The organism is Candidatus Palauibacter sp. (genome assembly GCF_965216145.1).
Lineage (GTDB): Bacteria > Gemmatimonadota > Gemmatimonadetes > Palauibacterales > Palauibacteraceae > Palauibacter.
Map to the genome: position 1 here is coordinate 1,766,422 of NZ_OZ244149.1, position 13,724 is coordinate 1,780,145.

The window sequence follows — 13,724 nt, forward strand, 5'->3', positions numbered from 1 at the left end:
GGCCGAAGCCTAGACGCCCGCCGCCGTGAGTGCCGCGAGCACGCGCTCGGGGCGCAGGGGAATCCGGCGGAGTCGAACGCCGGTCGCGTCATGGATCGCGTTCGCGACGGCCGCGGCGACCGTTCGGTGCGAGGGCTCGCCCGCTCCGTAGTGGGGGAGGTCCGGGCGGTCGGGGTTCGGGTCTCCGTTCACGATCACCACATCGATCCGCTCGGGTGCGTCGGTGTGGGTCAGGGTCGGGTGCGTGCGCCAGTCGACGCTCGTCACCTTCTCTCCATCGAACCGGACTTCCTCGTACAGCGTCCGGCTGATCCCGTGCAGGAGGTTACCCTGGACGGTGCTCTCGAGACCGTCGGGGTTGATCACGAGGCCGCAGTCGTGCGCGCAGACCATGCGCCGGACCCAGACGCGGCCGCTCTCGCGGTCGACCTCCACCTCGGCGATCGTGGCGACCACCGTTCGGGCGCGGTAGGCGTAGGCAATGCCGCGCCCCGTGAGGATCCGCCCGGCGTCCGCCGCCCGCGCTGCGGGTGAGACGGGTGAGGGTCGGGGATCCCAGCCGTACGTCTCGGTGGCCGCCTCGACGACGGCGATCGAACGCGCGCGCAGGAAGGCGTCGTCGTCCTCGCTCGACCCGCGGAGGAGCCGGAGACGGAACTCGACAGGGTCCGCGTGGGCGGCGGCGGCCAGTTCGTCGATGAACGACTCGCCGGCGAAGGTCGTCTGCGGCCCGTTGGGGTCCCGCAGGTTGCCGGTGCGGAGCGGCGTCTCGAAGGCGAGCGGGAAGCGGACCGGGCGGGTCTCCTCGCGCCGGTTCGGGATGTGGTACATCTCGTCGGGGCCGCCGCCGCCCCCGGGGGACGGCCGCTCGGGCCGGATCCCCATGAGCTGCGCGATGAGCACGGTGTCGGACTGGTTGTAGCCGAGGTGCGCGTAGTTGGCGATCCGGGCCCGGTAGTCGAGCGCGAGGAGGTTGCCCGCCGCATCGAGCCCGCCGCGGAGGTCGACGGCGAAAGCGGGGCCCTTCGTGTCCCAGGCGGTCTCTTCGTGCCGCATCCACTGGACCCGGACGGGACGGCCCAGCTCCCTCGCCAGATACGCCGCCTCGAAGCCGGCGTCGTCCGCCGCCGTCCGACCGTACAGCTGCGGACCCTCCATCCAGATGACCCGCACCCGCTCGGGCGGCATGCCGAGGAAGTCGGCGATCCCGGTGCGGTGGCTGTAGGGCTTCATGTCGTTCGTGTAGACCGTCATCTGGCCGTCCGAGGGATCGGCCACGCCATGAGCGGGCCCGATCGCCGTGTGTCCCTGGAACGGGATGTCGTAGGCGGCTTCGACGACCGTCGCCGCGCTCGCCAGCGCCGCGCCTGGATCCCCCTCCACCCGAGCGCGTGGCGTGCTTCCGGAGCCTCCCGCGTTCGCGGCGGGCGCCCCGCGCATGTAGTCGAACAGATCCTCGGACGAGGGGAAGGGCGGGGTCGCGGGCCTCTCCCACTCCGCTTCGAGGCGTTCGGCCGCCTCGATCGCCTGTTCCTCGCGCTCGCACACGACGGCGAGGTAGTTGCCCTCGCGAACCACGCGCAGGAAACCGGGGATGTCGCGCACAGATGACTCGTCGACCGCGATCAGGCGCGCGCCCGCGAGCGGAGGCCGTACGTTCCGGGCGTGGACCATGCCGGGGAGCTTGACGTCGACCGCCCACTCGAGCGACCCGTCCACCTTGGCGGGGATGTCGTACCGCGGGATCGGCTGGCCAACGATCTTCAGTTCCTGCACCGGCTTGACGGACGCGAGGCCGGCGGTCTCGTTGACGTTCCTCCCCGTCAGCGCCACGTCGAAGCGCCGGCCGCCGATGAGTTCCCCGTACGTGACCCTCCGTGACGGATCCGCGCCGACGGAGATGATGCCCTCGCTCACGGCGAGATCCTCCACCGGTAGCTCGAAGCGCTCCGAGGCCAGCTCCAGCAGGGCCCGCCTCGCCTCGGCCGCGACGCGGCGCGCGGCGATGGCGTCGCGCTCGATCGCGTCGGAACCGCCCGACCCGCCCTGGTCGACGGTCATGTCGGTGCGGCCCATGACGAGCGTGGCGGCGTCGTAGGCGATGTCGAGTTCGTCGCACATCATCTGCCGCATCGCGGTCCCGGTTCCCTGGCCGCCGTCCGTCTTGCCGACGTAGAAGGTGGCCGTCCCGTCCTCATGCACGACGAGCCACGAGTCGAGCTGCAGAAAGTCGGGGTCGGGATACGGGTTGGCCTCGGGCGGCCCGCCGCCCGGGGCCCGGCGGCCGATGCCGACTATGCCCACGCCGCTGAAGCCGAGGACGAACAGCCCCGAAGTCCGGAGGAAGTCCCGGCGCGACGTGGTCCCTTCCCACGGCGCGAGGGCGTCGTCGATCGCCGGCGGAAGCTCCCGCGGGGCCTTCATCGCTCCACCTCCCCGCCCGCCATCGAGGCCGCGGCGCGCCTCACGGCCGACTGAATCCGGTAGTACGTCATGCAGCGGCAGAGGACACCGTTCATCCCCTGCCGGATCTCGTCGTCGCTCGGGTTCGGATTCCGGTCGAGGAGCGCCTTCGCCGTGAGCATCTGTCCGTTCTGGCAGTATCCGCACTGCGGCACCTGCTCCTCGATCCACGCCTGCTGAACGGGATCCAGCACACCGTCGGCGGACAGCCCCTCCAGCGTCGTGATCTCGCCGTCGGCGCGCGAGACGGGTCGCATGCAGGAGCGGATCGCGCGTCCGTCCATGAGCACCGTGCACGTCCCGCACTGGCCGAGGCCGCACCCGAAGCGCGGTCCCCGGACCCCGAGATCGTTGCGCAGCACGTAAAGCAGCGGCGTCGACGGATCGACGTCGAGCGCGTGAGTCTCGCCGTTCACCCGCAGCGTGATCTCACTCATCGGTGGACGCACTCGAAGCTGTCCTCGCGCTTCGGATCGCCAGCGCCGTCGTACACGGCCCGGGCCGGCCACGCGCACACGGGCCGCTGCATGGCGACCTCACCCTCGCTCACCTTGGTGGCGACGAGCCGCTCGGGCGCCTCGTCCTCCTCGACCCAGCCCTGAATGGCGGAGATCCAGTCGACGAAGTCGGGCCCCGGACCCCCGCCGCAGTGCAGGACGCCGGGCAGCATGAACAGGCGCGCGTAATCGTCCGACTCGTCGTCCCCCGCGGCCACACCCTCGTAGTAGCTCAGCGTGCCGGCGGCGGGGATCGCCGGGTCGGACCAGCCGGTCCAGAGGATCAGCTTGCCGCCGGCGGTCCTGAACCCGCCGAGGTCGGTGTCCGTCGCGTTGAGGATCTTCGCGGCGCGACGGGTCTGCTCCTCCCACGCGAAGTAGTCGCTGAAATCGAACGTGGAATAGTCGAACTCCGGATCGTCGAAGATGATGTACTTGTGCATCTGCGTGCCGAACGCGTAGTGGAGGTTCGGGATGCCCGGGCCGACCGGCTCCTCGCCCTGCGTGATCCATAGCTTCCAGCCGGCCGCGTCGCTCTCACCCCCGAACGGGAACCCCGGATACACCCGCCGGTCGCCGACCTGGGCGCCGCCGTAGATGACCTCCGCGGCCCGCCGCTGCTCTGCGCTGAGTCCGGGAATCGACGAAATCTCGATGTCGCATTCGAGCGGGTTCGTCATGAACCCGTCCCGCACGCCGTCGTTCCCGTCGCAGGCCTCGAGGATCGCCGTCTCGAGGATCGCCGCCGCCGCGGCGTCGATCACCGGCGTGGAGAGTTCCGCGGGATCCGGGAACAGGGCCTGCTGGGTCTGGAGGAAGAAGGCGCCCAGCCCGGTCCAGTGATAGGCCGGCGCGCCGGAGACGATGCCGTCGAAGTCGTCCGGATAGCGCTGCGACGACATCATGCCCTGGCCGCCGCCCCGCGAGCAGCCGACGAAGTACGAGTACTCGATGTCGCGGCCGTAGTAGAGACGGATGATCGTCTTCGCCGCCTCCGCCGTCACGTGGACCGCCCGGTGGCCGAAGTTCACCTCGCGGTCGGGCCGGTTCAGGGCCCAGCTGGCGTCGATCCCGGAGCCCTCGTGGCCCGTGTCGGTCCCGGCGGTGGCGAACCCGCGGCTCAGCACCGACACCGGCCCCGCGAAGCCCAGGGCCTGGTTCTGGACGCTCCCCACGTACCCGCCGCCCCCGCCCATCAGCAAGCGGCCGTTCCAGTCGGCGGCCGTGGGAAGGAGGAGCTCGAAGTGAATCTCCTCGTCGATCGTCCCCAGCACCCGGCAGTGAGCCGGGTCGTTCGCGCCGGCCTCGACCTCCGACACTTCGTCGAGGATGAAACCGCCCCACGACACGCCGGACAGCTCCTTGCACGTCATGGCCGGGACGAGATCGGCCGCGGGGGCGGGGGACACGGCGGCGATGGCGACGGCGGCCAGAACCGCGACGGAGCCGAAGGAGACCGCGAGACGGCGCGAACGAGTCATCTTCATTCCGGGGCTTGGGTTCCCGCGAACGCGCGGCCCGAGGGGCCGACTGTCGGAATCACGGTGCCGCCGGAAAGGCTGGACCGCAACGGTTCACGGTGCCGCCGTTGCTCAGGACCAGAGCGTCGAGAGGGGGGCGGCGGCCAGGCGACCGCCGAACGGAATGGTCCGGTCGTTGTCATGGAGGACCAATCCCAGCGCGAAGCGGTCGCCACAAGCGGCCTGGAGGCGCTCGAGGCCCGAGAAGTCGCGGCGTGAGACCGTGGCCGACGACTTCACCTCGATCCCTACCACACTCCCGTGACCGTCTTCCATCACGACATCAACCTCGTTGCCGTCCTTGTCCCGGAAGTGCGAGAACACGTACCGGTCTTCGGCCCAGCTCGCGAGCTTCAGGAGTTCGCCGAACACGAAGCTCTCAAGCAGCGGGCCGAACAGTGTCCTGTCGCGGGATACGCGATCCGGAGACAACCCTCTCAAGCCAGCCAGCAGCCCGCTGTCGAGAAAGTGCAGCTTGGGAGATTTCAGGAGGCGCTTCAGGACGTTCGAGTACCAGGGTTGCAGTGTCCGAATGAGGAAGAGGTCTTCGAGGACACCGACGTACTTCCGCGTCGTGACGTGGTTCATGTCGAGCGCGGAGCCGAAGCCGGAGTAGTTCACGAGTTGTCCCGAATGTTCCGCGAGAACGCGTACGAGCTTCGGCATGGCCTTCAGCTGCTCGATGCGGGCGATGTCGCGGACATCTCGCTGCAGGATCGCTTCGACATAACTCAGGTGCCAATCCCGTCGTCGCCGCCACGTCGAGCGAGTGAGCGCCTCGGGGTACCCGCCGGCGAGAACAAGCTCCACGAGGTCGGCACCAAGCGCCGGGGCCGCGGTTGTTGGTGCGTCACCCGCGAAGACCCGCTCCAGGAAGGAGGGTCGGGTTCCCCGGAGTTCCGCCTGCGCCAGCGGCAGCAGACGGATGATCTCCATGCGGCCGGCGAGGGAATCGGCGACACGGGGCAGCGTCATCAGGTTCGCGGATCCGGTGAGCAGGAAGCGCCCCGGGCGGGGGTCGGCGTCTACGGCGGTCTTGAGGGCGAGTACGAGGCTTGGGACTCGCTGGATCTCGTCGATGATGGCACGATCCAGACCGCGCACGAAGCCGATGGGATCGGTCGAGGCGGCCTCGAGCGTGATGGGGTCGTCGAGTGTGAAGAACGGGATGTCGGTTCCCGCTATCCACTGCATCAGCGTGGTCTTCCCCGACTGCCGGGGGCCGCACAGCATGACGACTCGCGTGTCCTCCAGGGCGACGCGAATCCGGTGTTCGACGAGGCGGCGGTACATTCTCCCGACTCCGGTTCTCCTGTCATCGAGGTGCCGACTGATTGAAAGCCAAGTGCCGACTAATTGAAAATTGGATCACGACTGATTGAAAGTCAAGCGCCGACCAATTGAAATCGATGAGGCGACCGATTGAAAGAAGAGAGCGTTCTACGCTGCAGGCGAATCGATCGCGACGCGGCGCACCTCGCGGCGCAGGACGCGGCGCACGCGGTCGAAGAGGAGGACGGCCACCGCGGCGAGGCCGGCGGCGAGGCCCCACCACAGGCCGCGCGGTCCCCAGTCGAGGGAAAAGGTGAGGACGACGCTCACCGGCACGCCGAGCCCCCAGAACCCGATGGCGTTGAAGAAGGAGGCGAAGAACGTGTCCCCCGCGCCCCGCAGCACGCCGGCCGCGACCGTCTGAAGGCCGTCGGCGACCTGGAAGATGCCCGCGATCGGGATCAGGGAGGCGGCGATCGCGATCACCGCCGGGTCGTGTGAGTAGAGGCCCGCCCAGAAGCCGGGGACGGCGAGAAAGGCGCCGGCCGTGACGAACATGAACGTCCCGCCGATCAGGATCCCGGTGCCCGCGGCGCGCCGGGCCCCCTCCATGTCCTGGCGTCCGATCGCATGGCCCACGCGTACCGCCGCGGCGGCCCCGATCCCGAGCGGGACCATGAAGGTGAGCGCCGCGAGGTTGAGCGCCACCTGATGCCCCGCCATGGCCTCGGTTCCGAGCCAGCCCATCATGACCCCGATGACCGCGAAGGCGCCGAACTCCAGTTGCTGCTGGAAGCCGATCGGTGTGCCGAGGCGCACCATGCGCACGAGGGCGGCTCTATCGAGGGCTTCGGGCCTGAACCGGTTCAGGTAGGGACGCATCCAGCGCCAGGATAGCGCGAGCAGCGCCGCCGCCATGCACCAGCGGGCCAGACTCGATCCCCACGCCGAACCCACCGCCCCCAGCCGCGGGACGCCGAGGTTGCCGTAGATGAGGACCCAGTTCAGGAAGGCGTTGAGGAGGTTCGCGCCCGCGATCGTCCACACGATCGGCGCCACGCGCCCCATCGCCTGCAGACTCTGGCGCAGCACCACGAACCCGTAGAAGGGCAGCATCCCGAGGATCGATCCGACCGCGTACCCCCCGGCCACCGGCACCACGTCCGGGGGCTGTCTCAGGAACGCGAAGACCTGGGCCGCGGGCAGGAAGAGCAGCGAACTGATCACCGTCAGGAAGAGGGTGAGGACGAAGGCGCGCTGGATCCCCCGCGCGGCGGCCTCGTGATCGTCCGCCGCCACCCCCTGCGCGACGATGGGATCGAGGGCCATCAGCAGGCCGTTGCCGAACACGGCGATCTGGAAGAAGTAGAGGTTGCCCAGGCCGACGGCCGCGAGATCGGTCGCCGTCAGGTGGCCGACCATGAGCGTGTCCACGACGCCCATCATCATGATGCCGACCTGGACGGTCACGATCGGGAGGGCCAGGCGCAGCATGCGGCGCAGGTCCACACGGCGGGGGGTGAGGTTCATCGCGCCATCCTCGGCCCGGACGCCGCGCCCCGCAATCGCGTTGCCGCCCCGGGGCGCCGCGGATAGACTCCGCCTCTTCTCAATAGGAGGGGGACGAGATCGAAATTCTCACCTTCGTGGGCGGCCCGTTCGTGCAGAACACGCTGCTCGTGGTGTGCGAAGATGGCCGCACCGGACTGCTGATCGACCCGGGCGCCGCGACGCCGGAAGCCCTGGCTGCGGCCCGTGAGCGGGAACTGGAGATCGCGGCCCTCCTCCTGACCCACGCCCACGTCGATCACGTCGATGGGGTCCCGGAGGCGAAGGCGGAGACCGGCGCCCCGATCCACCTTCACCCCCTGGACCAGCCGCTCTACGACAACGCGGTCGAGTGGGCCGCCTTCTTCGGGGTGCCGTGCGATCCGCTCCCGCCCCCCGATGTCGAACTGGAGCCGGGCGTGAATCTCTCCTTCGGCGGCTCGGAGTTCGAGGTGGTGTTCGTTCCAGGCCACGCGCCCGGCCACGTGATGTTCGTCTCCACCTCGCACCCGCTGGCGATCGTGGGCGACGTGATCTTCCGGGGTTCAATCGGGAGGACGGACCTCCCGAGCTCGAACTACGGCGTGCTCATGGAGTCGATCCGCTCACACGTCCTGACGCTGCCGGCCGAGACGAGGCTGTACCCGGGACACGGCCCGGAGACCAACGTGGGGCTGGAGCGCGGCACCAACCCCTTCCTCCTGCACCTGAACGGCAGCCGCGAGGTCTGACGGCCCCGGACCGCCGCCGCCGACGCCCTAGCGGTTGTTGGTGGCCACGGGGTCGAAGGCCTTCAGCACCTCGCGCGTCATGTCCCACTGGCTGAAGCCCTGCCGGCCGTAGTCGAGGCCGCGGCGGACGATGACCAGGTCGTGTGAGGGGACGACGACCACGTACTGGCCCCGGTTGCCCGCCGTCGAGTACGCGTCGGAGGGGACGTCGGTGCGGTCGTCGGGCACGAGCCACCACTGGCCGCCGTAGAAGTTGCCGCTCTCCGACGTCGCGGGGGCCGGCGTGCGCACGAACTCGATCCACTCCTCGGACAGCAGGCGCTCGTCCTTCCACATCCCGTTCTGCGCGTACAGCATCCCGAAGCGGGCCAGGTCGCGTGCCGTCGTGTAGACCTGGCTGCTGAGGATGAAGTCGCCGAAGCGGTCGGTGCTCAGGAAGGTGTTGCGCATCCCGAGCTTGTCGAGGAGGCGTTCCCGCGGGAACTCGAGGTAGGCCTGCGGATCGCCGATCGCCAGCTTCATCGCGTACACGCCGAGCAGCGTGTCGTAGTTCTCGTAGTCCCAGAAGGTGCCGGGCTCGCGCATCAGCGAGCGGTTGCGCGCCCCCTCGACCGAACTCACGCCGGCCCAGTAGGAGAAACCGGACCCGGTCGCGTACTCCATCCCCCAGCTGTCCACGGGGTAGAGCCCGCTCGACATGTTGAGCGCGTGGCGAAGCGTGATGTGGCGGCGCGGATCCGTCTCCTGCGAGCCGGCGTTCTCGGGCAGCCAGCCGAACGGGAGCGGCGCGTCGAGGTCCAGCCTGCCCTCGTCGACGAGCATCCCGATGAGGGTGGAGGCGATGCTCTTCGCGGTCGACCAGGTCCTCGTCTTCGTGACCGCGTTCACGCCGGGGGCGTAGCGCTCGTGAAGGATCTGGCCGTCCTGCACGACGATGAAGCTGAGTGTCACCTGTTCCTCCGACTCACGCTCGAAGGTCCAGTCGGAAGCGGCCTGCAGCGCCACCGGATCCACACCGGCCGGGAGGCCCATGTCCGCGACGATGTCGCCGTCCGGCCACGCCATGCCGGAGGGGTCGCCCGCCAGCGGCGGGGCCGTCTGGATCGGCAGTTCAGCGATGTCGTCGAACGTCTGGTCCGGGGCCATGATCACACACCCGATCCCGTCGCGGAACGCCGCCCGCATCACCGGGATCGCCCCGGGCGCCCCGATGGCGACCGCCTTCCTCTCCCGGTCGACGACGTAGTCGCCGCCCTCCGCCGTCCCGACGGGGTCCAGGTAGGCCAGCTCCTGGTCGAAGACCTGCTCCAGTGTGCGGTCGCCCGTGAACAGGCCGTTGCACTGCAGGATGGCCTGGACGCCGCGCTGGATCATCTCCCGCTGGGGCGCGAAGTAGTCGTAGGACTCTCCCCGCTGGCCATGGACGGCCGCGGGCGAGAGGAGGACGAGCGCGATGGCCGCGAACGTGAGGCGCTTCATGGCTTCCCCCGGAATCTGATGAGACGCGTCAGAGCCGGTTCAACATGCGTAGCGCCCCCCGGGCCAGCCAAGAGCGGACGGTCGCGGTCGCGCCACGGAGTGGGTGGGAATATCCTGTCTGTGTGATCGACCAGATACTCTACGCCTCCATCGCGCTCATCGCGCTCACGAACCCGCTCGCCGAGCTGCCCTTCTTCTTCGCGGCAACGGACGGGTTCTCGCGGGCCGGACTGCGCCGCGCGGCGGTCAAGGTCGCGTTCGGAGTCCTCATCGTGCTCAGCGTCTCGGCGGTCGCCGGCGCGCGCATACTGGGCCTCTTCGACGTGAGCTTCGCCGCGTTCCGGACGGCCGGCGGTCTCGTCCTCATCCTCGCGTCACTGGAGATGCTCCGCGGCGCCGGGTTCGGGATCACCGGGGTGCGTCGCGCCCCCGGCGAGACGGAAGACCACCTCTGGGTCCCTCTCGTCATGCCGCTGATCGCGGGGCCGGCGGCGATCACCGCGGTGATCACGCTGGCGCTCGAAGAGCCCGGTGTGTTGATCGGAGTTCCCGTCGCAACGCTGATCGCGGTGTTCGTGGCATCGATGGGCGTGCTCGCGGTGCTGCTCGCCGCCAGCTTTCTGTCGAACGCGCTCAGCCGGCGGGCGGTCCGGATCTTCGAGCGCTTCTCGGGTCTGATCCTGCTCGCCATCGGCTGCCAGATGGCCCTCGGCGGCATCCGGGAGTTCTTCGCCGGCTAGCGGACGATGTCGACGGTGACGTCCTCCCCGAAGTGCGCGCCGAGGTCGCTGAGGAAGAGCGAGGCCGACGCGTGGTGCCCCATGATGTAGCGGCTCACGAAGCGGAAGATCGCGCTGTAGACCTCCCCCTCCTCGGTGATCGTCACGGTGGCCCCGGTGGCGGCGGGTTCGATCTCGTAGATCCAGCGTCCGCCGAAGGGCAGGCCCTCCGAGATGATCGTCGCCACCAGCCGGGTGGGAGGCTCGCTCTCGGTCAATTCCATGGGCAGCGGGCCGGTGGCTCCGAGTTCCACCCAGGCCGGCCTTCCATCCCGGGACGGAAGTTCCTCGACGCGCTCGACGGAGGGTCGCCACTCGGGGTGCGCCCGGAAGTCGACGATCGTCTCGAAGATCTCGTCCGGCGATGCGGCGAACTCCGCCCGGACGGCTGCGACGTGGTTCTGCGGCAGCGAGCGCCCGACGCCGTAGACGACGGCGAACGCGACCGCGATGAGGACGAGCATGCCGATGATGATGCGTTTCATGGGATCGATCCTCTTACGCCGGGTGCGCGTCGGGTCGCTCGCCGCGGAGGATGGGCAGCGTGAGGCAGGTCGGACCTCCTTCGCACGGGAGACAGAGCGCGTCCGCCGGGAAGAGGGTGACCTCGCAGCCCGCGTCCCGCATGAGCCTCGCCGTGCGCGGGAATCCATCGATGGCGATGCAACGGCGAGGGGCGGTCGCGAGCACGTTCAGGTTCAGTCCGCCGGAGGCCTCGAACTCTTCGTCGTCCGCCTCCAGGCACCGGACGCCGCGTTCCCGCATCAACGCGTGCAGCGCCACGGGAAGGAGTCGGGGATAGACCAGCGCGAGATCCCGGTCGAGAGGGCTGACGAGCGACAGGAGATGGAGACAGGCCGCGCTTCCGTTCCACATCGGGAGATCGAAGGCGTGGAGTTCGACCCCGAGGAGGGCCAGGATCCCGCGCAGTTGGTCGATGCCCGCCTGGTTCGTGCGGAAGCCGCGGCCGACGGCGAGGGTGCGGTCGTCGACCCACAGGAGGTCACCGCCCTCCGCCACGCCGGGCGGGGCGATGGCGCCGACCACCGGCACGCCGAGCCGCGCGTAAAGCGCTTCGTGAAGTCGGACCTCCGGACGCCGCAGCGCCTTTCCGGGCCGGAGCAGGATCGCGCCGCCGGGCGTCATGAAGGACGCGTCGAACGTGAAGATCGAGTCCGCGAGGTCGTCGTCCACCGCGCCACCGATCCACTCGATCTCGGCGCCGGAGGCCGCCACGTGCGCGGCCAGCGCCTCGAACTGGCCGAGCAGCCGCTCGGGCTCGAGCGGTCCCGCGTAGTGCCAGCGGGCCGGATCGGCCTCCAGCGTCGCCCGGCCCGGGCGCCGCATCGCGACCCGCCGCAGCGGCGCCACCATGCTCGCGACGCCGAAACTCGCGCCTGCAGCGGCCTCGATACTCCGCGATGGAACGCCCATTCCCGACGGCCTGCTCCCTTTCGCGCCTGCGGATCGGCAACCCCTGATTCTGGCCCAAGCTACCCCGGCGCCGGTAGCTTCGCTGGCCGCCACCCCCCGACCCGTGACCCGTCGCGAAGGATTCCCGGCCTTGGACCGCAAGCGATTTCTCGCCGCCCCCACCTTCTCCGAATACCTGGAGACGGTGGAGAAGAATCGCGAACTGTGGCACGCTCTGGCTCGCCGCGCCGCGGTGGACGAGGCGCCGCGGGAGCGCGCCCGCGCCATCCCGGGGAGCTGGCATGTCGTCGCCCTCACGGAGGACTGGTGCGGCGACGCGATCAACACGCTGCCGGTGTTCGATCGGCTGGCCGAGTTGACCCCGAACATCGAACTCCGGGTCCTCCTCCGCGACGAGAACCCCGACCTCATGGACGCCCATCTCACCAACGGGACGAGCCGTTCGATCCCCGTCCTCATCGCCTACGACGCGGACTTCGAGGAGCGCGGCTGGTGGGGTCCGCGGCCGGCACCCATTCAGGCGTGGGTCATGACGGAGGGCACGAAGCTCGACGTGAAGGACCGCTACCGGGGGGAGGTCCGCCGGTATTACGCGCGGGACAAGGGCCGCACGGCGCTCGACGAGTTCCTCACCGTGCTGGAGGGAGCCGCCCTCAGCTGAGCCGTTGGCCGGTCTCGGCGCGGGAGCTTCGTACTCGCATGAGCACGAAGACGGGGACCCCGGCCACGAGGAGGAGGAAGCCCCAGAAGACCGTCTCGGGGCCGGCTCCCGCGATCGCCCAGAACGAGAAGCCGAACGCGAGGGTGCTCACGGCCATGCGTCCCACCGGCGCCTTCGCGCCGGGCGAGGCGAGGCGTTCACGCAGGGCGAACAGCAGCCCGGTCGCGCTGGCGAACACGTAGGCGAGCAGCGTCGAGAGCGTCGAGAGCAGGATGAGGAAGGTGAAGGCCTGCACGAGGCCGCGCGTGTAGTTCATCGCGATGAGGATGGTCGCGACGGCTCCCGCGAAGACGAGCCCGAACCACGGGGTGCCGCGTGGGCCGAGGTGCCCGAAGGCCGCCGGGAGCAGGCCGTCGAGCGCCGCGGCCCGCGGTAGCTGTCCGGAGAGCAGCATCCACCCGTTCAGGGCGCCGAAACAGGCGATGGTGGCGCCCGCGCCGATCACGAGTCGACCACCGTCCCCCCAGATCGATCCCGCGGCATCGGCGAACGGAGCCGTGGATACGGCGAGGTCCGCCGGGGCGATGATGCCCATTACGGCGGAGGTGCTCACGATGAAGATGACCGCCGCGATCACGGTCCCGAGGATCGTGGCCCGCGGGATCGTGCGGGCCGGATCCCGGACGTCGTCGGCGGGCACGGTCGCGGCCTCGAGTCCCATGAAGGCCCACAGCGTGAGGGTGACCGTCGCCGTGACGGCCGCGACGGGACTGCCTCCGGAGGGGTTGAAGGGGCGGAAGTGGCCGCCCTGGAAGTAGAGGAACCCGATCGTCCCTACGGCGGCCAGGGGCAGCAGCTTGAGCACCGTCGTGACGAGTTGCACCTGCCCCGCGGTCCGGACCCCGCGGACGTTGACGAGCACCAGACCCCATAGGACGACGAGTGCCGCGATCGCTCCCGCGGCGGGCGAGTCACCCAGCCCGGGCCAGAAAACGGTCGAGTAGCTCACGGTCGCCACGGCGAGCGCCGCATTGGCCGTGAGGAGCGAAATCCAGTAGGCCCACGCGACCCAGAATCCGACGAAATCACCGAACCCCTCCCGCGCGAAGGCGTAGGGCCCTCCGACTCGCGGGATGAGTGCCCCGAGACGAGCCATCACGAGTGCGAGGCACATGGCGCCCCCGGCGCTCACCAGCCAGCCGAGGATGCTGATCCCGCCGTAGGGGGAGAGCGAGGCGGGGAGCAGGAAGACGCCCGAGCCCACCATGCTCCCGACCACGAGGGCCGTGCACATCCACAGCCCGAGCGCGGGTCGCCGCGTCATTCCGCGCTCGGGGCCC

12 protein-coding genes are annotated in these 13,724 nt (G+C 69.8%); 3 read left to right on the forward strand and 9 right to left on the reverse strand.

All coding sequences use genetic code 11. The features are described from left to right. Positions 1–9: 9 nt before the first annotated feature. The 5 genes from ACOOHF_RS07760 to ACOOHF_RS07780 form a co-directional block, all read right to left on the reverse strand. Positions 10–2,424: a molybdopterin cofactor-binding domain-containing protein gene (locus tag ACOOHF_RS07760; protein ID WP_420464063.1), complete on the reverse strand. Its 2,415-nt coding sequence runs from the start codon at positions 2,422–2,424 to the stop codon at positions 10–12. Next, positions 2,421–2,900, reverse strand: coding sequence for a (2Fe-2S)-binding protein (locus ACOOHF_RS07765; RefSeq protein ID WP_420464064.1), 480 nt, complete (start codon positions 2,898–2,900; stop codon positions 2,421–2,423). The genes ACOOHF_RS07760 and ACOOHF_RS07765 overlap by 4 nt, the downstream gene beginning before the upstream one ends. Further along, entirely contained in the window at positions 2,897–4,441 is a 1,545-nt protein-coding gene (locus ACOOHF_RS07770) for a tannase/feruloyl esterase family alpha/beta hydrolase (RefSeq protein ID WP_420464065.1), read from the reverse strand. The genes ACOOHF_RS07765 and ACOOHF_RS07770 overlap by 4 nt, the downstream gene beginning before the upstream one ends. A gap of 111 nt (positions 4,442–4,552) precedes the next feature. Then, the gene (locus ACOOHF_RS07775; RefSeq protein WP_420464066.1) at positions 4,553–5,773 is read right to left on the reverse strand and encodes an ATP-binding protein; all 1,221 of its coding nucleotides are present in this window, start codon (positions 5,771–5,773) and stop codon (positions 4,553–4,555) included. A 147-nt stretch (positions 5,774–5,920) separates the two neighbouring features. Continuing rightward, the gene (locus ACOOHF_RS07780; RefSeq protein WP_420464067.1) at positions 5,921–7,282 is read right to left on the reverse strand and encodes an MATE family efflux transporter; all 1,362 of its coding nucleotides are present in this window, start codon (positions 7,280–7,282) and stop codon (positions 5,921–5,923) included. A gap of 131 nt (positions 7,283–7,413) precedes the next feature. Here ACOOHF_RS07780 and ACOOHF_RS07785 point away from each other — a divergent pair, with 131 nt between their 5' ends. Next, a complete protein-coding gene (locus ACOOHF_RS07785) occupies positions 7,414–8,031 on the forward strand; it encodes an MBL fold metallo-hydrolase (protein WP_420464068.1) in 618 nt (205 codons plus the stop codon). A 27-nt stretch (positions 8,032–8,058) separates the two neighbouring features. Here ACOOHF_RS07785 and ACOOHF_RS07790 read toward each other — a convergent pair whose 3' ends face one another. Further along, positions 8,059–9,510 carry a serine hydrolase domain-containing protein gene (locus ACOOHF_RS07790; protein ID WP_420464069.1) on the reverse strand — a complete coding sequence of 484 codons (1,452 nt, stop codon included), beginning with the start codon at positions 9,508–9,510 and terminating at the stop codon, positions 8,059–8,061. A gap of 122 nt (positions 9,511–9,632) precedes the next feature. On the opposite strand from ACOOHF_RS07790, the gene ACOOHF_RS07795 reads away from it, so the two are divergent. Further along, complete coding sequence (locus tag ACOOHF_RS07795; protein ID WP_420464070.1) at positions 9,633–10,250, forward strand: MarC family protein; 618 nt, start codon at positions 9,633–9,635, stop codon at positions 10,248–10,250. Here ACOOHF_RS07795 and ACOOHF_RS07800 read toward each other — a convergent pair. Both ACOOHF_RS07800 and ACOOHF_RS07805 read right to left on the reverse strand, forming a co-directional pair. Beyond that, the gene (locus tag ACOOHF_RS07800) at positions 10,247–10,774 is read right to left on the reverse strand and encodes an SRPBCC family protein (protein ID WP_419934443.1); all 528 of its coding nucleotides are present in this window, start codon (positions 10,772–10,774) and stop codon (positions 10,247–10,249) included. The two genes, ACOOHF_RS07795 and ACOOHF_RS07800, sit on opposite strands and share 4 nt — an antisense overlap. 13 nt (positions 10,775–10,787) lie before the next feature. Further along, on the reverse strand, positions 10,788–11,723 hold the full coding sequence (locus ACOOHF_RS07805) for a dimethylarginine dimethylaminohydrolase family protein (protein WP_420464071.1): 936 nt from the start codon (positions 11,721–11,723) through the stop codon (positions 10,788–10,790). A gap of 130 nt (positions 11,724–11,853) precedes the next feature. On the opposite strand from ACOOHF_RS07805, the gene ACOOHF_RS07810 reads away from it, so the two are divergent. Further along, the gene (locus tag ACOOHF_RS07810) at positions 11,854–12,384 is read left to right on the forward strand and encodes a thioredoxin family protein (protein WP_419934445.1); all 531 of its coding nucleotides are present in this window, start codon (positions 11,854–11,856) and stop codon (positions 12,382–12,384) included. Here ACOOHF_RS07810 and ACOOHF_RS07815 read toward each other — a convergent pair. Further along, positions 12,377–13,708, reverse strand: coding sequence for an amino acid permease (locus tag ACOOHF_RS07815; RefSeq protein WP_419934446.1), 1,332 nt, complete (start codon positions 13,706–13,708; stop codon positions 12,377–12,379). The two genes, ACOOHF_RS07810 and ACOOHF_RS07815, sit on opposite strands and share 8 nt — an antisense overlap. Between the last annotated feature and the right edge of the window lie 16 nt (positions 13,709–13,724).